This window comes from Armatimonas rosea (assembly GCF_014202505.1).
Classification (GTDB): Bacteria; Armatimonadota; Armatimonadia; order Armatimonadales; family Armatimonadaceae; genus Armatimonas; species Armatimonas rosea.
This window is the reverse complement of the sequence record NZ_JACHGW010000001.1, coordinates 865,057-883,574: the sequence shown is the minus strand read 5'-3', so window position 1 is coordinate 883,574 and position 18,518 is coordinate 865,057. Positions and strand designations below refer to the sequence as shown.

The following is an 18,518-nucleotide window of genomic DNA, read 5'->3' as shown; positions in this document are numbered from 1 at the left end:
GTCATGCAGCTGGGACGCTACAAAATCGTTCGAGAGATTGCGCGCTCCAATGATATTGTCTACGAGGCGCAGGATCCCCAGGTAGGGCGGCGGGTCGCGGTGAAAGAGCTCGCGCTCGCCCCCGATGCCGCGGGTGCCGCACGGGTCGACCGGATCGAGCGCTTCTACCGCGAGGCGCGCGCCGCCGGTCAGCTCTCGCACCCCAATATCGTCACGATCCATGAAGTCGGGGAAGACGCCGGGCGGTACTTTATCGCGATGGAGTACCTGGAGGGCCAGACCCTGCGCCAGCGCCTCACCGCCGCCGGCCCCCTGCCCCTCACCGAGGTCGTGCGTATCGGAATCGCCCTCGCCGATGCCCTCGACTTTGCCCACCGCGCGGGGATTGTCCACCGAGACCTCAAGCCCGACAATGTCCATCTCCTGCCCAATAACCACGTCAAGCTCACCGACTTTGGGATCGCCCGGATTCTCTCCGAGTCCGCACTGACAGTTGCCGGGCAGATCTTTGGCACCCCCAGCTACATGTCCCCCGAGCAGATTAAGGGCCTGCCGATCGATGCCCGCTCGGATATCTTTGCGCTGGGCATCCTGCTCTGGGAGATGACCGCGGGCCGCAAGCCCTTCACCGGCGACTCGGTGGTGACCATCACCTACCATATCTGCAACGACCCGACGCCCCCCGTGCCCGGTGCGACTCCCGCGCTGGAGGCCGTGATCCAGCGCGCCACGCAGAAAGACCCCAACGCCCGCTTCTACAGCGCCCACGAGCTCCGCGAGGCGCTGGAGGCCGTGGCGCAGAGCCGCACCGGAGTCTTTGCCGCGGCCAACCGCACGAGCCTGCCCCCCCAGCCCCCGCCGGGCGGGGGAGCTTTCCCCGCCCCAATCTCCGCCGCCGATTTTGGAGCCCCCGCCCCCAGTACCCCGCCCCTCAGCAATGCGACTGTCCAGTACGGTGCCGCCACGCAGCTCGGGGCCGCGCCGCTGGCTCCGGTCGCGGTTCCCGTCGGCGGTGCCATGGCGCAGGGCCTTGCCCCGATTCCGGTCCAGACCCGCGGGAGCTATGCCTGGCTCTGGGGAGCGCTCGGGGGAGCCGCGCTGGTCATTATCGGCTTCCTCCTGGCCAAGACCATGGTCGCCCCACCTGCCCCCTCGGGCGGTGGCTTCACGGCCGCTCCCGCCCCCGCCAGCGGCGGCACCCAGACCGCCACCAAAGACCCGCTGGACCAGTTTATCGACGGTGCGATCAGCAAGAAGCTGGGCGGCGGCGGGATGGTGCCCACCTCGGGCAATAACAGCACCGCTGCCGCCCCCGCCCCGCCCCGGCAGGCGTCGGAGCAGGAGCTTCGGGAGGCGAACCAGGCGATCCAGACCGGGCAGCAGCTCCTGAGCCAAAACCGCTACAACGAGGCGGCGCAGCAGTTCTACTTCGCCAAGGAGCGTGCCGTCGGCACCGATGTCGGGGCGCAGGCACAGCGCCTCTACGACGATGCCAGTGGGCGGAGCGATCTCTTTGGCGGCGCGATCAAGAGAGGCGAATAAGATGCAGTGGGCCTGCCCTCAGTGTGGCAATCTTCTAAAAAAAGGCGAGAGTGTCTGCCGCCACTGTGGCGCGGCCCTCGCGCTCCCGCCCGCGCTCCAAGCACAGTGGGAGGCGTCGGCGCGGAGCACCTCGCGGACGGTCGGCTGGGTCTTGGCCGTGGTCCTGATCGGGGGAGTCGTGATCGGCGGCGGGCTGGCCCTGAACCGAGCCTTTAAAAACGCCAGCTCCCAGATGGGCTACGCCACCGGGATCGACGACTACAACAAAGCGGCGGCGCTCTACGCCGCCAAGGACTACGAGCGGGCCGCCAGCGCCTTTGAGCGGATCGTCCAGAACAAGGCCAACACCGACGATGTCCTCAAGAAATCCACCGAGGGGGCGTGCTGGAGCTACCGCGAGCTCGGACACCTCGCGCAGAACCGCAACGACCTGCCCGCCGCGCTCCGCTGGTACAAGAAAGCCCTGGATGTGAAGCCCGATGATGCCCCGGCAAAGGCGGAGTACGATGCGGTGGCCCGTATCCTGGACAGCGACGCCCCCGCCGGCCCATCGAATGTCGCCCCGCCCGCGGACCGCATCACCCAGTTCCCCAAGCGGGCCGCGCCGGGGACGCCCCAGATCAAAGCCTCGGACTTTGAGAGCGCCAACTCCCGCAGCTCTCAAGAGGCGCAGAGCCTGCTGACCCAGGCCAACGATGCCTACCGCTCGGGTAACACCAGCCTGGCCCTCAAGCTCTGGAGCCAGGTGGTCGGCAAGTCCCCCGGCTCCGCCGCCGCCACCGAGGCCCAGGGCTACATCACCCAGTACGCCCGGGAGCACAACCCCTTCGACCAGGGGGGCTAGTTGCTCACGCTTGCGCGCCTCACCCTCAAAGAAGCCCTGCGCCGTCGTGCGGGGTGGCTCGCCCTGCTCGTGGCGGTTCTCGTCGCGGCGGGCGGCTTTGTCCCGCTAACCGGGCGCCTCTTGCTCCTCCCCCGCGACCAGGCCGACCGCATCTTCGTGGGGCTCTATGTCTTTCTGGGCACCGATATCCTCAAGTTCTTCGGGGCGGTCTTTGGGATCGCGCTGGCCTCCGGCGCGATCTCGTCGGAGGTGGACCGGGGGGTGCTCAGCACGATCCTGCCCAAGCCGCTCACGCGAACCGCGGTCTACGCCGGCAAGTGGCTGGGGATTCTTGGGTTTGTGCTCGGGAGCCTGCTGGTCTGGGCGCTGGTGCTCTTCGTGGTTGCCACGCTCCGCGACCCGGCCCACTCGCACCGCAATCTCTTTGCCGCGCTCCCCTGCCTGGCGCTCTATCCCATTGTCTTTACGAGCCTCGCGCTCTGCTTCTCGACCTTCAGCGCCTTTCCGCTCGCGGCGGGGCTCTCGGTGATGGCGGCGGGGATCGGGTGGGCCGAGGGGCTCCTGCGCTTCTTGGAGCGCACGTTTGCGATCCAGGCGCTGGGGGTCTTTGCGAGCACGGCGAGCTACGCCATGCCGATCGGACGGATGGCACGCTGGACCACCAAGCAGCTCGGCCCGTTCCCGACGCTCGATGGCAAGACCATCTCCTTGAGTAGCCCTTTTCCGGGCCAAGAGCCGGTGCCCGTTGATTTTGGGTATATCGCGGGCTACGTCATACTGGTTTTCCTGGTGGGTGCCGTTGTTTTTGGCAGACGCGATTTGTGAAATAGGGTACAATCTTGCGTTATGAAAGTTGTAATCGTTGGCTGTGGTCGCGTCGGCTCCACCCTGGCACGCCTTCTCGCAGACCGTCACGATGTCCGTGTCGTGGACCGTACCTCCGAGTCCTTTCGGCGCCTCGGGAGTAAGTTCCAGGGCCAGAAGATTGTCGGACCGGGAACGGACATGGATGTCTTAAAGCGTGCGGGGATCGAGGGGGCGGACGCCTTTATCAGTGTGACGGATGGTGACAACCGTAACATCATGGCCGCCCAGATCGCCAAGCGCATCTTCAACGTGCCCCAGGTCTTCACCCGTATCTACGACCCCTCGCGGGCCGCGGTCTACGCCGAGATGGGAATCCAGACCCTCTGCACCACCGCCACCGCCGCCGGGCTCTTCTGCGACCTCGTGGAGGGCCGTCGCCCCGATAGCTTCATGGACCAGCTCACCAGCTATCTCGATGCCGCTCAGAAAGTGTAGTTTTTGCGATGTACGTGATTGTGATTGGTGGCGGCAATGTCGGCTACTACCTGACCAAGGACTTGGTTGCGGCGGGCCACGAGGTGTTGCTCCTGGAGAAAGACCGTGCGCGTGCCCAGCGCCTCGCGGAGGATCTGGGTGAGGTCGTGCAGCAGGGCGATGGCTGTGAGGCCCGGATCATGGCGGAGATGGGCTTCGCCCGTGCCGATGTGATTGTCGCGGCGACCGGCGAGGACGAAGACAACCTGATTGTCTGCCAGATGGCCAAGCAGCGCTTTGGGATCACGCGGACGATCTCCCGTGTGAACTCTCCGGCCAACGAGGCCCTCTTTGCCCAGCTGGGAATCGACACGACCGTCTCCGCGACCCGCCTGATCTTCAACCTGATCGAGCAGGAGATCGAGGTGGACCACCTGATCCCCGTGGCGGCCCTCGCCCGTGGTCATCTGGAGATTGTCTCGATCGAGCTCTCGGAGCAGTCCCCGGTGGTCGGGCGCGCGATTGGCGAGATCTCGCTTCCCGGCGAGGCGCACATTATCGCGATCCTGCGCGGCGACAAGGGGCTCCTGCCCTCGCCCAACGCCATCCTCCAGACGGGGGATACCGTCCTCACGCTGGTACAGCAGGACCAGGAGCCCGCTCTCCACGGGGTCTTCTCCGCCTAACCCCCTGGGCTCAGAATCGTGTGCTCAGGGAGTGGGCGATTGTCCGGGCGGCCTCGTGGGCGCTGGGCTCGCTGACCAGTGCCAGTAGCTGGGTCGCCAGGACTCCCGCGGGAACTCCGTAGGGCAGGGCGAGGGTGAGGGTAGACGCAAAGGCCTCCAAGGCAGCCGCAGCCCCCGCAGGCGCGTTGCGTAGCAGCAGGAGCACCTCCCCCGGCTTGCCATCGTCGTAGAGCCCCACGATCACCAGGCCCTCACAGCCGCCTGCCTTGAGGGTCAGGGTCAGGCTCTGGCGCTCCTCAGGCAGGGCACGCGGCCCGGCAGGAGCCGTCGCCGCAACCACGACGGGAGCAGGCGCAACCACAACGGGAGCGGGCGGGGCGGGTGCTGGGACAACCACGGGCGCGGGTGCGGGCGCAGGCTCGACATCTACCACGGCTGCGACGGCCTCAACCTCGACCTCGAGCGGGGGCTCTGGAGATTGCAGTACCTCGGCCACCGCCACCTCGGGCTCATCGGCGAACGGATCGGTGAGGGCGATTTCGGGCTTGGGAGCCGGGGCAGTTCGGGCGGAACGCCCGTTCTTGGGAGCGGCAACAGAGGGCGCTTCTTCCTCAAATAGCTGGCTAGACATAGGGCGATTATAAGCGGCAAACAGGAGTTTTGTCAACTCTTCTTATAGGCAAACGTTTGGCGTTTTGTTTGCCTTTAAAATACTATATGTTTGCCCGTAAGTTTACCGAGAAATAGCGTTGACAGCCCCATATGTGGGTCGTATAATCTACCTCGTCCACTACATGTAGCGTCCCCACCGCACCCGGACGCAACCCCTGCCGAGGCAAACGGAGGGGTATCAGAAAGAGTCAGTCAGAGGCATGCAGACCACCTACACCCTTGGGGGTAAGACCTTCCTTCTCGATGAGGAAAAAGCAGAGGCAGCACTCGCGGCCAAGCGCGTGATCAACGGTCGTGAGACCATGACCTTCAACCTGCTCCCGCTGCGCTACCAGTGGGCCTACAACCTCTACCAGAAGATGAAGGCCAACCACTGGGAGCCCGAGGACATCCCCATGCAGCGCGATGCCGAGCAGTGGCGCAGCGACTCCGCGCTCAGTGATATCGACCGCTGGATCGTCCGCATGGGAATCGGGTACTTCTCCGCAGCCGAGGGCATTGTCGGGGACAATATCCAGCACGTGGTCCGCGAGCTGGTCACCGCCTCCGAGCTGAAGCTGGTGCTGGGCCGCCACGCCCACGAAGAGAATATCCACGCCGACTCGCTGCTCTATATGATCTCGTCGCTAGGCATCGACCCCCACGAGTGCGAGGCGATGTTCGATGATATCGAGACGATCCGCAAGAAAAACGAGTTTGTGACGCGTGTCTCCCGCTCCCTCCGCCGCGACCTGGATCTTACCCAGCTGGAGAACAAGCAGCTGCTCGCCAAGAACATCTTTGTCTTTGGGCAGTGCATGGAGGGCACGCAGTTCTACGGCCTCTTTGGGATGATTCTCTCGCTCTACCGCCAGGGCAAGCTCACCGGGATCGGGACGATGTTCCGCTACACGCTCCGCGATGAGTCCAACCATATCGAGGTCTTCCGCAACCTCTTTTTAGGGCTGATCGAGGAGAACCCCGATATCTGGACCCCCGCGTTCCAGCAAGAGCTCTCGGACCTAATGGAAGAAGCCATCACGCTGGAGAAGGCCTTCATCCGAGACTGCCTCCCGGTCGCCGGCCTCGGGCTCTCGTCGGAGGAGTTCGAGCAGTACATCGACTTTATCGCGGACCGCCGCCTAGAGAGTGTCGGGCTGAACCCGCTGAACCAAGGAATCACCAACCCCCTGCCCTGGCTCGCCGAGCTCATGGACATCAAGAAGGAGCAAAACTTCTTCGAGGGCCGGGTCACCGAGTACCAGAAATCCTCGTCGCTCGGACAAGTGGACGACGACGAGCTGTAAACATCAAAGCCCGCCCCATGGAATGGGGCGTCTGCAATGGCGTTCCGCCGCAAAGCCCGTTCCGGGCTGGGAGATTTAGGAGCCCGGAACGGGCTTTGCAACCGTAGGCTACTGTAGACGCCGATTTCAATCGGCGGCAATATATTTAGGAACATGCAATCATGACAATCAATCTGCCGGAAATCTTGCGCGATCTTGAGATCAAGCGCGCGGCGCTGCTGCCTGAGGACGAGAAGCCTCACTTTGACGGACGCGAGGCCGTCCACGACCTGATGGGTCTGCCAGAGCTGGAAGTGCAGCTGGTGGGCAAGGATCAGGAGCGGACCTTTGCACCAGAGATGGCGGCGCAGATTGTCGGGGATGCGCTGGTGACCTTCCACTTTGCCCGTGGGCAGCAGGAGGTCAACACCGACGAGAACCGGGTGTTTGTGCGCGATACTACCGTCCGCGTGGTGGAGAAGCTCTCCCGGCTGGGCGAGAACGGGCGCGGCGCACGCCTCAGCGACTACGACCTCTCCGTGCTGGTCGAGGCGGCCCTGATCGAGAAGGGGGCCTACGAGATCGCCAAGGCGCTGGTGATGCAGCGCACGACCATGCCGACCTCCCAGAACACGATCCCCGCCGAGCAGATGCGCCTGATCCGCCGCAACGGCCAGGTGGTGCCCTGGAACCAGGACAAGATTGAGGTCGCGGTCCGCAAGGCGTTTCTGTCGATGAAGATGGAGTCCGATGCCGCGCCGCAGATCACGGCCCGTGTGAGCGAGCGCGCCCGTGGCCTGGGGATGACCTACATTCCGATCGAGACCGTGCAGGACCTGGTGCAAGAGGAGCTCGTGCTGGGCGGCTACATGAAGGTCGCCGAGGACTACATCCTCTACCGCGCCAAGCGCATGATGCTCCGCGCCTCGGAAGTGAGCCAGAGCAATGCTCCCGACCCGCAGTTCGCGCTCATCCCGGTCACCGAAGACGATGGCACGAGCAACTTCTGGGACGGTGAGGACCTGCGAAAGCGCATTCAGTTCGCATCGATCGGGCTGGACCTGTGCCTGAGCGCCGGGGAGATCGAGGCCGAGCTGCGCCGCTCCATCCGCGCCGATATCCGCCGCGAGGACCTCAACAAGACCATTGTCCTGAATGCCAAGATGCTGATGGAGCGCGATGCGGACTTCTCCTTCTTTGCGGGCCGCATCCTGCTGACCTACATCTACGAAGAGACCCTGACCTGGGATATTGTCCGCGATGGGATCGCCGGGCTCAAAGAGGCCCACAAGAAGGCGTTCAAGGCGTACTTGGACTACGGCGTGCAGATCGAGCGCCTCTCGCCCAATATCCTGAGCTACGATATCGACCGGCTCGCCAATGCGCTGGACCCCACTGCGGACCTAGACTTCGACTACCTCGGCCTCCAGACCCTCTACGACCGCTACCTCATCACCGACAAGACCGGCAAGCGCCCTCGCCGCCTGGAGGCGCCGCAGTTCTTCTGGATGCGTGTCGCCATGGGGCTGTTCTACGCCGACGCACAAAACAAAGAGGAGCATGCGCTCGAGCTCTACACGATGTACAAGAGCCGCCGCTTCTGCTCGTCGACCCCGACACTCTTCAACTCGGGGACGCTGCATAGCCAGCTGAGCTCCTGCTATCTCTACAAGGTAGATGACAGTATCGAGTCGATCATGATCCGTGGGATCGCGGAGAACGCGTTTCTCTCCAAGTGGGCCGGTGGTCTCGGGGGCTCGTGGACCGCGGTGCGCGGCACGGGCAGCCATATCAAGGGCACCAACGGCGAGTCCCAGGGGGTCATTCCCTTCCTGAAGATGCACAACGACCAGCTGGTCGCGGTGAACCAGGGCGGCAAGCGGGCGGGCTCGGGCTGTGCCTATCTTGAGGTCTGGCACAACGATATCTTCGACTTCCTGGAGCTGCGCAAGAACACGGGCGATGAGCGCCGCCGCACGCACGACATGAACACGGCCAACTGGATTCCCGACCTGTTCATGAAGCGCATGGAGGCCCGCGAGATGTGGACCCTGTTCCGCAGCTCCGATGTCCCCGACCTGCACGATCTCTTCGGTGCCGCGTTTGAGAAGCGCTACGCCGAGTACGAAAAAATGGCCGACGAGGGCAAGATCAATGGGCGCAAGGTCGAGGCGATCGAGCTCTGGAAGGCCATGCTCAAGCTGATCTTCGAGACCGGTCACCCCTGGATTACCTTCAAGGACCCATGTAATGTCCGCTCGCCCCAGGACCATGTGGGCGTGATCCACAGCAGCAACCTCTGCACCGAGATCACTCTCAACACCGGCCCCGAGGAGACCGCGGTCTGTAACCTGGGCTCGGTGATCCTGGACAACCACCTGACCCCGAGCGGCGAGATCGACCACGTGAAGCTGCGCGAGACGATCCAGATCGCGGTGCGGGCGCTGGACAATGTGATCGACATCAACTACTACCCCACCAAGCCCGCGGAGACATCGAACAAGCGCCACCGCCCGGTGGGGATGGGGGTCATGGGGCTCCAGTACGCGCTCTACAAGAAGGACATCCCGTTCGCATCGCAAGAGGCGGTGGAGTTCAACGACGAGTTCATGGAGGCGGTGGCCTACTACGCCTATGAGGCATCGAGCGACCTAGCCGCCGAGCGTGGCTCGTACTCGACCTTTGCGGGCAGCAAGTGGGACCGTGGCCTGCTTCCCGCCGATACGGTCGAGCTGCTAGAAAAAGAGCGCGGGGTCGAGATCAAGGTCGCCCGTGGCGGCAAGCTGGACTGGGCAAGCCTGCGCGAGAAGATCAAGACGCAGGGAATGCGCAACTCCAATGTCCTGGCAATCGCCCCGACCGCGACGATCGCCAATATCATGGGGACATCGCCCTGTATCGAGCCGATGTACAAGAACCTGTTTGTGAAGTCCAACCTCTCCGGCGACTTTGTGGTGCTGAACTCGTTCCTCGTGAAGGACCTGAAGGCGGCAGGGCTCTGGAACACAGAGATTGTCGATCAGATCAAGTACTTCGACGGCGACCTGCACAATATCGCGGAGATTCCGCAGGCGATCAAGGAGAAGTACCTGACGGCCTTCCAGATCCCCTACGAGTTCCTGATCGATGCGGGCGCTCGGCGGCAGAAGTGGATCGACCAGAGCCAGTCGCTCAACCTCTTCTTGGGCACCCCGGACATGAAGGCCCTCAGCCACATGTACCGCTACGCCTGGCACGCGGGCCTCAAGACCACCTACTACCTCCGCACGCTCGGGGCCAGCAATATCGAGAAGGCGACTGTCTCCCTCAAGATGCGCGAGACGCCCGCCGCGACCGAAGCGCCCGTCAAGAAGGTCTTCACCGACGCTGAGAAAGCCGCCTGCTCCATCGAGGCGATGCGCAACGGCGAAGAGTGCGAGGCGTGCCAGTAGGGCATCCGGGAGCATCCCTCCCCCTGCCCCCTCCCTTCGCCTGAAACCCAACTTCGTTGGGGCGAAAGGAGGGGGATAAGAAACGGAGGCCGGGGGCGCTTGCCCCTGGCCTTTTTGTTTTGCTCCCCTGCCTGGTACAATCCCGTATGGCGGTTTTTGACATTGTCCCGCAGAAGGGAATCGGTCCCGTGCGCCTAGGCATGTCACGTGAGGAGAGCCGAGTCGCGCTTGCAGAGTACGGTGCGCCGCTCAGCTACCAGCGCTCCGACGACGAACCCGCTTCGGATTTCTATGGAGCCCTCTGCCTTCGGGTGGACTTCGACACCAACGGTAAAGCTGCCTTTCTAGAGGCCAGCCCTGTCGTGGGAAATCCCTTCTTACTTCACAACGTAGATATCTTTGCAACCCCCATGGACGATCTGGCGGAGGCAATTGCCGCCTACACGCCGATAGACGAAGACGACCCCGAGTACGGCTATACGTATCACTTTCCCAGCTGGGGGCTCACCCTCTGGCGCTCCGTGCTACCGGACGACTCCGACGACGGCAACGGCACTTTCGCCGAGAGCATAGCACTACGGCTACCAACGATATCATGAACGAGAGTCTAGTCCACCAAATCCAAACATATCAGGGAATCTTCCAGGTCCAGACGGTTAAAGTTCTTCAAGAGTTTGGAATCCCAGCAACAATCGAGGTGCTAGCGAAATCCCTTCGCATCGCGGATTCGTGGGAGACACTCTCTAGTACCTGTTGCTTCCTCCGTGACTCCTTCATGCAACCGTGGGAGGGACGAGACGACTTCCGGGCAGCGCTGGAGGTGAGTGCAGTCCCCACTACCATGCACGAGCAACTACTTCATGGGCCACCATGGATGCGAGGGGAGCTTGTTTACACTATGAAGATCGGCTTAGAAGGAAACAAGCAAGCACTTCGGGAGGCGTTTTTCCAATTCCGCGACACCGATCCTCTCCTCATGCCCCCTCTGCTATGTGAGGCAGGCTGGACACGGGCAGTAAAAGACTCGGATTTCCAATGGAAGCTACTGGAAAGCCCCAGCTATCTCAGCCGCTGGTCGGTTGCTGCGTGCGTTCCCAGTCCAGGGGTTCTAGAGAAAATGGCAGAGGATACGCACCCACGGGTTCGTCGGGAGGCGCTCTATCTTCTGGAATCGGAGTGGCTTAATACCTATGCCAGGCAGCTTCCTCGCTCGGAGAGCAAACGAAAACGTCGGGAGATTGAAGCATTTCGTCCGCTCACATTTTTCGATCTATCCACACGTTTTTGGAAATATATGCACGAAAAGAATCTGTCCTACTACACCGTCGAGGAACTCTCTGCCTTCGAGCAATCCCCCGCCTAAGAACACAAAGGCCTGAGGTAGTCGCTTCCGGCCCAAAATAAAAACCCTCTAAATAGCCCCTTCAGAAGCCAAATATGACTTTGGACTAAACTCCAAAGGAACATCACACAATGCCGCTTCTGCGTAAACGTACTCATTTCTTGCTTATCAACAGCCTTCTTGCTCTTACCCTAGCAAGTACCTCTGCCTCGGCTCAAACCACCCTTACTATCAATGCCACTGTCCGCGACTTTATTGATAGTAAGGGAACAGCGGTCAGTGGTTACAATGCACACTCAGACTTTGAGAACCTGCTCGGAGATGACCGCAATATGGTCAGTACCACCCTCGGAGGCGATAGTAAGCCTGTCTACCTTGGAGCTCCCACCACGGCAACAACACATGGGGCAGCCTTGTTCAACATGTGGTACAACGACACCCCTACCTACAACCAAACCACCACCATTCCTCTTACTCTAACGGAGACAGGGGTGGGCACGGGGGTATTCCAGTACACCAACGCGAACTACTTTCCTATCGACAATACGCTCCTAGGCAACCAAGGCAGAGTGCACAACTACGGGTTTACCACCGAGATTCATGCCCTCTTCACCTACCGCACAGGGCAATCGTTTGCTTTCTCCAACGCCGATGACGATGTCTGGCTGTTTATCAATAACCAGCGTGTCATCGATCTCGGAGGGGTTCATGCGGCCCAGAGCGCCACAGTGAACCTCGATACCCTGGCGGCAACACTCGGGCTCAGTGATGGACAAACCTATAACCTGGATATCTTCCAGGCAGAGCGCCATACTACCCAGTCGAACTTCAGCTTTTCAACCACAATTGCCAGCCTCGTCTCCAACCCTGCCTTTAGCAGTGCGCCAGAGCCAGGAACACTGGCACTACTCAGCCTAGGGCTTATCGCTGTGCCGCTGGGCCGGCGGCGACCGTGGGGAGAAGCTGGAAGGTAAGCTCGACGGGGTAGAAGACGCCTCCGAAGGGGCTGGTAGTGAACTGGAGCTCGCCCTTGGGGCCGACCGTCGCTTCGCAGAAGGTCGCACGGGAGTAGGCCTCGTAGATCTCGGACTGGATCAGGTCGCCGCCGAGCATCCCCACCAGCCCGGCCTTGCCGCCGCGCGGGATAAAGCCAATCCGCACCTTGCGCCCCTCGGGGGCAGCGATCTTGAAGGCATAGATCATCCCGTAGGAGCCATCACGCAGGCGGGCCTTGTTGGTATCGCGCTCCGGCATCCCGATCCGGTAGCTATGGCGCGGCGAGTCGCCGTTGAGCGGCACCTCGACCTCACAGCGCGGGGAGTCGAGGACCATCGTCCGCATCCGGGGCGCGTCCCACTTATCGTGCTTGTAGTAGATTCGCAGGCGCAGGTTCTTGTCCGGCTTGATCGTCATCATCCCCGATGCCACCTGCTGGTGGGCGAGCTTGTAGGTGAAGCGGGCGACCCCTTTATCGGCGACAATCGCCTTCTCCGGGGCACGCAGGTAGCGCGCCATGGCTTGTCGGCCCACGGTGGGCGGGTCGCTGGTCGGGTCGGCGAGGCCCTGCTTCGACGTGAAGCTAAAGCCTTCGTCGGTCAGGCTCTTGAGCTGCACCACGAAGTCGCCCGTGTCGTTGCTGGAGTTTCGAAAGTGGTAGAAGATCGTGTAGCTCTGCCCCGCGAGCAGGCGTGCATCGGCGTAGGTTCCCGCATCCCGAATCCGCTCGGGCTCATTGCAGTAGATCAGCTTGTCCTGCGCCTGCGCCCCCACCGCTACCAGTAGGCAAGCCAGCGCACCCAGCCATCTCAGAAACCTCGTCATCCACATACTCCTCGCTCCATGGGACAGTAAACCGCAAGAACGATGTTCCCTTTACACCAAATCCTGACAAAGCTACGGGGTTTCCCCGAAAAACCCCGACTTTTGCTAGGTTATTTTATCAGAGCCATGAGGAACCGCGCCGTGTGCTCCGCGCCGCGCAGGAGGTCCGAGACCCGCAGGTTCTCGTTGGGGGCATGGACCCGTGCGCCGGGGTAGCCACAGCCAATCGTGGCGATCGGCTGCCCAAGGCCCACCGCAAAGGGATGTACCGGCCCGGTGACCGGCGAGAGCGGGACAATGCTAGCAGGCGTCCCATAGACCGCCTCGGCGGTCTGAGCGGCGAGCTGGATCAGAGGATGGTCCGGCGAGACACGCCCTGGCCGCTGCCCGCCCAGATAGACCACCTCGATATCGGAGAAGCCTTGGTCGGCGAGGTAGGCACACAGGCTCTGGTGCACGACCTCGGGGTCCATGTCCGGGACGAGGCGGAAGTCCAGCTTGGCGGTGGCCTCGGCGGGGAGGACGGTCTTGACGCCCGCGCCCTGGTAGCCACTCCAGAGGCCGTTGATCGTACAGCTCGGCTCGAAGATCGCGCGGCGGTGCAGCTCCGTGCCAGTCGCCTCCCCGAGAAAGTGCGCGACCCCAAACTCCGCCCTCAGGTCGGCCTCCAGCTCGGGCGAGAGCTGCGCGAGGAGATCCAGGTCGGCGGGGGTGGCGGGCAGCGCTAAGTCGTAGTGCCCGGGGATCTGGATGCGCTCATCGGGACCCTTGAGGCTCGCCAGCGCGTGCACCAGCCGCCAGGCCGCGTTGGGGAGAATGGTCCCCCCCACCCCGCTGTGGGCATCGTGGGCGATTGTCTTGGCGCGGAGCTCAAAGGTCGCGATCCCACGCAGGCCACAGATCAGCTCCGGCTGCCCCGCGGCATTTACTCCCCCAAACTCCCAGAGCGTGACATCAGCGGCGAGGAGCGCGCGATGCCGCTCGATCCAGTCCACGAGGTGCACACTGGCTACCTCTTCCTCGCCCTCGACCAGCACCTTCACATTGACCGGTAGCGTGCCGCCATGGAGCGTCTTCAGGGCATCCAGCGCCAGCAAGCGGCAGGCGATATGCCCCTTGTCGTCGGAGCTCCCCCGCCCGTAGAGAAAGTCGCCGTCGCGCCGGAGGATCCACGGATCGCTCTCCCAGAGCGCAAAGGGCTCGGCGGGCTGGACATCGTAGTGGTTGTAGAAGAGCACGGTCGGGGCCTCCACCCCCGCGCTCCGGTCCTCGGCATAGACCACGGTCGGGCCACCGTCGGTGGGGACGAGCTGCGCCGTGAGGCCACGCTTGCGGTAGAGCTCGGCCACCTTCTCCGCACAGAGAGTCATCGGTGAGTCGGGCTTGGCCGCGACCGAGGGAATGGCGACCAGCTCCGCCAGCTCGTCTAGAACCGTCGGAAGGGCAGCAGCGAGCGCTTGGGAGAGTGTCTCAGGCATCTTTCTTCCTCCGGCAGGCATCGGAGCAGTAGCGGACGCTCTCCCAGTCACGCTCCCACTTCTTGCGCCAGGTGAACGCACGCTGGCAGGTGGGGCAGACCTTCGTGGGGAGGTTGTGGGGATTTCGGCAGGGAGACGCGGCCTTAGGCGCTTGGGTCTTCATTGCCTGAGTTTACCCCGTGGGGGCGCATCAGGGCGCGCTGTGCCTCCGCGATGCGGCGCAGCAGGTTCGAGGTCATCTCCTCGGAGACCTCGTCTGTCTCAGGGGCACACAGGAGCAGGTTCAGCAGCGCATCCGCCTCGTGCGGGTTGAGCTGAAGTGCAATGTGGCACGGTTTTTCTGGCTTATCGTTTTGCATGTCCCCAAACCTTTGTCGGTTTAGACCAAGCTTTTGTTCGGCAGGTAGCTCCCACTGTGGTAAATCTCACACAAAACACTAAAAATCTATATACCGCCTCCTACTCTACCGGCAAAACGTTGGCAAAGTGTCGCCACTGCCTCGGGGAGGCGAAGCGGGTATACTCTGGTCTATGGCGCAGGTGAGACTAACAACGCCGGTAGACGAAGCGAGCATCCGGCAGCTCAAGGCAGGCGACGAGGTTTTAATCTCGGGGCGGATTTTTACGGGTCGTGATGCGGTCCACAAGTACTTGGCCAGCGGCGGTGCCCTCCCCGAGGGTGTGGACTTCAGCGGCGGGATTATCTACCACTGCGGCCCGGTCGTGGTCGAGGGCGAAGAAGGCGGCAAGAAGACGTATCGGATCACGGCGGCGGGCCCGACCACGTCGATCCGTGAGGAGCCCTACCAGGCCGACTTGATCGCCAAGTACGGCCTGCGCGGCGTGATTGGCAAGGGCGGAATGGGCCTCAAGACCCTCGGTGCCTGCCAGAGCGAGGGCGCGGTCTACCTGCACGCGGTCGGTGGCGCGGCCCAGGTCTACGCGGAGTGCATCTTAGGGGTCGAGGATGTCTACTTCAAAGAGGAGTTCGGCTCCCCCGAGGCGATCTGGGTGCTCCAGGTCAAAGACTTCCCCTGCATCGTCACCATGGACTCCCACGGCGGCTCGCTCCACGAGGAAGTCCAAGCGAGCTCGCTGGATAAGCTCAAAGCCGCGCTGGGGTAGAGCGTCCGCGTTTTAGATCGCCCCCGTGGGAGGGGGGCGTCTTGCTGTCCTCGTGCCTCGGACACAAAGGCCTCCGGCCATACCGAATTATGGGCGCGTAGCGTCCTTCGTGTCGGAGCCTGCGACGACAGTTAGACGCCCCCCTACAACGGGGGCGATCTAAATGCGGCGATTAATCCCAGATCGGGCGGCCGTTGCGCACCCACTTGGTCAGCTCGCTCAGGCGGCTCTGCTCCTCAGGTTTAAGGCGGTAGCCCGCCGCGCCCAAGCTGTCTTTGAGCTGCTCCGGGTTGTTGGCCCCGATGATCGGCGAGGTCACGACAGGGTTGGTCAGTAGCCACGCCAGCGCGGTCTGTGCGACTGTCTTGCCGTTGTCGTTGCCGATCTGCTCCAGGGCATCGATCACGGCCCAGCCGCGCTCGTTGCCGTAGCGATTTAGTGCGCCATCGGCGCGGACGCTATTGGGCTTCTCGGAGCCTGCACGGTACTTGCCCGTCAGAAAGCCCCCCGCGAGAGGCGAGTAGGGAATCACGCCCAGGCCATAGTGCTTGCACAGCGGCATCGCCTCGTACTCGAAGAGCTGGCGGTCCATCAGGTTGTACTCGGGCTGGTAGCTATCAAAGCGCGGGTAGCTGCGCTTGTCGGAGTGCCAGAGCGCCTCCATCAGCCGCCACGCGGGGTAGTTGCTCGCCCCGATATAGCGGACTTTCCCCTGCTCCACCAGAGTCTGCATCGCCGCCAGAGTTTCTTCAATGGGCGTGTTGAGGTCCACCCAGTGGCACTGGTAGAGATCGAGATAGTCGGTCTGGAGGCGGCGGAGCGACTCCTCACAGCACTGGATCACCCGCTTGCGTGAGAGTCCCTCGCCGTTGGGGCCGGGGGTCATGCGCCCACGGACCTTGCTCGCCAGGATCACCTTCTCCCGGTTGCCACGGGCCGCAAACCAGCGCCCCATGATCTCCTCAGTCTTGCCGCCGTAGCTCGCATCACCCGCCCAAGTCGTGTAGATATCGGCGGTATCCAGGAAGGTCCCGCCCGCCTCCACATAGGCATCCATCACCGCATGCGACGTTGGCTCGTCGGTTGACCAGCCAAACTGCATGGTCCCTAAACACAGCTCCGAGACAAAGAGGCCCGTCCGGCCCAGCTTACGATATTCCATAGCGCTCAGTGTACCTGGAAAAATTCTTGGCGCTGCCGATGATTAATTCGGCACCAAGCGTATCTAAGAGTAGGAGAGAGCTGTCTCTCTATATAAGGAGATCCAAAATGCGTATACCCAAGTCAGTGTTGTTTTATTTGAGCGTCCCCTGTGTCGCCGCCGGATTGACCCGCTACCTGCAGCCCCCCGCCGACCCCACCTTGCCGCCCCTCCGACGCCAGGTCGCGCGGGTGAGCCCCCTCACCCGTGAGCAGCGGCTGCTTCAGACGATCCGGGGCTACCGTGCCCAGGCCCATGTCTATGCCAATGTCCTGCACCGCCCCCAGGCCGCCCAGGTGTGCCTGGAGCAGGCAGAGCGCCTAGAGCGCGAGCACAAGCTCACGGTGCGCCCCACCAGCGAGTAACAGTTTAATGGCTGCGAAGGCAGCCGTAGCCCTCTCAAGCCCGGACACTCGTTGTGCGGGCTTTTCGTTGTCCGGGTTTACCTCGTTGTCCGGGTTTCTTCAAAGTATAATGCCCCTATGCGACTCGAAGCCCAGTGGCGGATCGACTCCCCACCCAACTCAAAAGGCTATGCCCTCGCGCTCCTGCCCAAAAACGCGACACTGCCCACACTCGACGATCCCGCAGAGCCGAACCTTCCGGGTGTCTTTGCGCTGGGTTTCGACCTCTTCAACCCGCCGCCCCCGCCCGGAGCCAGCCAGCGCGAGATCTACTTTGGGCCGCTGGGCAATATCGAGAACCACCCCCAGCGCGAGGTCTCGCTCCACCACAACGGGCGTGAGCTGGCCAACCGCCTCGCGCCTCGCCCCCTGAGCGAGCCGCTCTCGCTCGTGCTCGAAGAGGTGGTAGGGGGGATTGAGCTCACCCTCACGGTCGGGCCAGACGCCCTCTACGAGCGCTACTTTATCCCCGATGTCGAGATAATCGGGCTCCAGCCCACACTCCTGGGCGCCGACAACGCGGTGCTGGTGAGCCGGCGGGTGGGCGCGCCCCTGCGCCGGAGCAAGCCCGTGCGTGTCGCGGCCTTCACCAAGGCCCTCAACGATGCCCAGCACCATAAAGTCAAGAGCACCGTCGCCTTCCCGGACTCGGTCGCGGGGATCGGGCGGGTGGTCTGCACGCTCATCCTGGAGAACACCCCCAAGGGGATCGACCCGTGGGACCGCCTCGCCCAGCTCTTCCTCACCGACGAGTCCGGGGAGCGCTACGAGCTCCTGCGCTGGATCACCCCCTACCGAAAGGCCTGGCAGTGGCGGGTCGATCTCACGGACTTCCTGCCCCTGCTACGCGGCAAGCAGACGTTGGAGCTCGCCTGTGAGACCTACTCCGAGGGCTGGCTGGTCTCGATTGACTTTGACTTCTATCCCGGAGCCATCGCCCGTGAGCCCTATAAAGTGGTCAAGCTCTGGAACGGCGTGGCCAAGATCGGGCTCGCCGACGATCCCATTGAGAGATTTCTGGTTCCCCAGACCGTCCCGCTGGACCGCGAGACCACGGGAGCGGCGTTCTACTCGATTGTTACGGGGCACGGCGGCTCGCCCAATGCGCTCAATGCGGGGGAGTTCCACCCGCTCTGGCGCAAGCTCCACTGCGATGGCCGGACGTTCACCAACCGGCTCTGGAAAGAGGATGTCTACCTCAATCCCTGTCGCCCCCAGGGCGGCACCTGGAAGTTCTCCCGCGCCGGCTGGGCACCCGGCGATGTGGTCGCGCCGTGGATCGTCGATCTGACCTCCGCCGTCGCTCCGGGCAAGTCCCTGCGCCTCGCCTACGAGCTCCAGCCCTACTCCAACCCCACCCCCGAGAAAGGCTTCCCCGCCAACCACACCTTCGCCAGCTACCTCATTCTCTACCGAAAACCCTAAC

19 protein-coding genes are annotated in these 18,518 nt (G+C 62.9%); 13 read left to right on the top strand and 6 right to left on the bottom strand.

What is annotated here, in order from left to right; all coding sequences use genetic code 11:
* Positions 1–3 precede the first annotated feature (3 nt).
* From HNQ39_RS03940 to HNQ39_RS03920, 5 genes are read left to right on the top strand one after another with little or no spacing between them, the layout of a single operon-like run.
* Complete coding sequence (locus tag HNQ39_RS03940; RefSeq protein ID WP_184192654.1) at positions 4–1,542, top strand: serine/threonine-protein kinase; 1,539 nt, start codon at positions 4–6, stop codon at positions 1,540–1,542.
* 1 nt (position 1,543) lies between these two features.
* Positions 1,544–2,386: a tetratricopeptide repeat protein gene (locus HNQ39_RS03935; protein ID WP_184192653.1), complete on the top strand. Its 843-nt coding sequence runs from the start codon at positions 1,544–1,546 to the stop codon at positions 2,384–2,386.
* On the top strand, positions 2,387–3,211 hold the full coding sequence (locus tag HNQ39_RS03930) for an ABC transporter permease (RefSeq protein ID WP_184192652.1): 825 nt from the start codon (positions 2,387–2,389) through the stop codon (positions 3,209–3,211).
* Between the two features lie 21 nt (positions 3,212–3,232).
* Positions 3,233–3,688: a potassium channel family protein gene (locus HNQ39_RS03925; RefSeq protein WP_184192651.1), complete on the top strand. Its 456-nt coding sequence runs from the start codon at positions 3,233–3,235 to the stop codon at positions 3,686–3,688.
* 8 nt (positions 3,689–3,696) lie between these two features.
* Positions 3,697–4,353 carry a potassium channel family protein gene (locus HNQ39_RS03920; RefSeq protein ID WP_184192650.1) on the top strand — a complete coding sequence of 219 codons (657 nt, stop codon included), beginning with the start codon at positions 3,697–3,699 and terminating at the stop codon, positions 4,351–4,353.
* A gap of 10 nt (positions 4,354–4,363) precedes the next feature.
* On the opposite strand, the gene HNQ39_RS03915 is transcribed toward HNQ39_RS03920, so the two are convergent.
* A complete protein-coding gene (locus HNQ39_RS03915; RefSeq protein WP_184192649.1) occupies positions 4,364–4,984 on the bottom strand; it encodes a hypothetical protein in 621 nt (206 codons plus the stop codon).
* 241 nt (positions 4,985–5,225) lie between these two features.
* Between HNQ39_RS03915 and HNQ39_RS03910 the strand changes: the two genes are divergently transcribed.
* The 5 genes from HNQ39_RS03910 (at position 5,226) to HNQ39_RS03890 (ending at position 12,037) form a co-directional block, all read left to right on the top strand.
* Positions 5,226–6,311 carry a ribonucleotide-diphosphate reductase subunit beta gene (locus HNQ39_RS03910; protein WP_184192648.1) on the top strand — a complete coding sequence of 362 codons (1,086 nt, stop codon included), beginning with the start codon at positions 5,226–5,228 and terminating at the stop codon, positions 6,309–6,311.
* Between the two features lie 161 nt (positions 6,312–6,472).
* The gene (locus HNQ39_RS03905; RefSeq protein ID WP_184192647.1) at positions 6,473–9,721 is read left to right on the top strand and encodes a ribonucleoside-diphosphate reductase subunit alpha; all 3,249 of its coding nucleotides are present in this window, start codon (positions 6,473–6,475) and stop codon (positions 9,719–9,721) included.
* A gap of 146 nt (positions 9,722–9,867) precedes the next feature.
* Positions 9,868–10,320, top strand: coding sequence for a hypothetical protein (locus tag HNQ39_RS03900; RefSeq protein ID WP_184192646.1), 453 nt, complete (start codon positions 9,868–9,870; stop codon positions 10,318–10,320).
* A 299-nt stretch (positions 10,321–10,619) separates the two neighbouring features.
* Entirely contained in the window at positions 10,620–11,084 is a 465-nt protein-coding gene (locus HNQ39_RS03895) for a hypothetical protein (RefSeq protein ID WP_184192645.1), read from the top strand.
* Between the two features lie 311 nt (positions 11,085–11,395).
* Positions 11,396–12,037: a fibro-slime domain-containing protein gene (locus HNQ39_RS03890; RefSeq protein ID WP_221289798.1), complete on the top strand. Its 642-nt coding sequence runs from the start codon at positions 11,396–11,398 to the stop codon at positions 12,035–12,037.
* Here HNQ39_RS03890 and HNQ39_RS03885 read toward each other — a convergent pair.
* From HNQ39_RS03885 to HNQ39_RS03870, 4 genes are all read right to left on the bottom strand, one after another.
* A complete protein-coding gene (locus tag HNQ39_RS03885) occupies positions 11,985–12,884 on the bottom strand; it encodes a hypothetical protein (protein ID WP_184192643.1) in 900 nt (299 codons plus the stop codon). The genes HNQ39_RS03890 and HNQ39_RS03885 overlap by 53 nt on opposite strands.
* A 110-nt stretch (positions 12,885–12,994) precedes the next feature.
* A complete protein-coding gene (locus HNQ39_RS03880) occupies positions 12,995–14,362 on the bottom strand; it encodes a M20/M25/M40 family metallo-hydrolase (RefSeq protein ID WP_184192642.1) in 1,368 nt (455 codons plus the stop codon).
* Positions 14,355–14,525, bottom strand: a complete 171-nt coding sequence (locus HNQ39_RS03875; RefSeq protein WP_184192641.1) for a DUF2256 domain-containing protein — start codon at positions 14,523–14,525, stop codon at positions 14,355–14,357. The genes HNQ39_RS03880 and HNQ39_RS03875 overlap by 8 nt, the downstream gene beginning before the upstream one ends.
* Positions 14,506–14,721, bottom strand: coding sequence for a hypothetical protein (locus HNQ39_RS03870; protein WP_184192640.1), 216 nt, complete (start codon positions 14,719–14,721; stop codon positions 14,506–14,508). Before HNQ39_RS03870 ends, HNQ39_RS03875 begins: the two co-directional genes overlap by 20 nt.
* Positions 14,722–14,893: 172 nt before the next feature.
* On the opposite strand from HNQ39_RS03870, the gene HNQ39_RS03865 reads away from it, so the two are divergent.
* A complete protein-coding gene (locus HNQ39_RS03865) occupies positions 14,894–15,487 on the top strand; it encodes a FumA C-terminus/TtdB family hydratase beta subunit (RefSeq protein WP_184192639.1) in 594 nt (197 codons plus the stop codon).
* A 172-nt stretch (positions 15,488–15,659) separates the two neighbouring features.
* Here HNQ39_RS03865 and HNQ39_RS03860 read toward each other — a convergent pair whose 3' ends face one another.
* Entirely contained in the window at positions 15,660–16,649 is a 990-nt protein-coding gene (locus HNQ39_RS03860; RefSeq protein ID WP_184192638.1) for an aldo/keto reductase, read from the bottom strand.
* Between the two features lie 107 nt (positions 16,650–16,756).
* On the opposite strand from HNQ39_RS03860, the gene HNQ39_RS03855 reads away from it, so the two are divergent.
* A complete protein-coding gene (locus tag HNQ39_RS03855; RefSeq protein ID WP_184192637.1) occupies positions 16,757–17,053 on the top strand; it encodes a hypothetical protein in 297 nt (98 codons plus the stop codon).
* Between the two features lie 117 nt (positions 17,054–17,170).
* Complete coding sequence (locus HNQ39_RS03850) at positions 17,171–18,517, top strand: peptide-N-glycosidase F-related protein (RefSeq protein WP_184192636.1); 1,347 nt, start codon at positions 17,171–17,173, stop codon at positions 18,515–18,517.
* The last annotated feature ends 1 nt before the right edge of the window (position 18,518 follow it).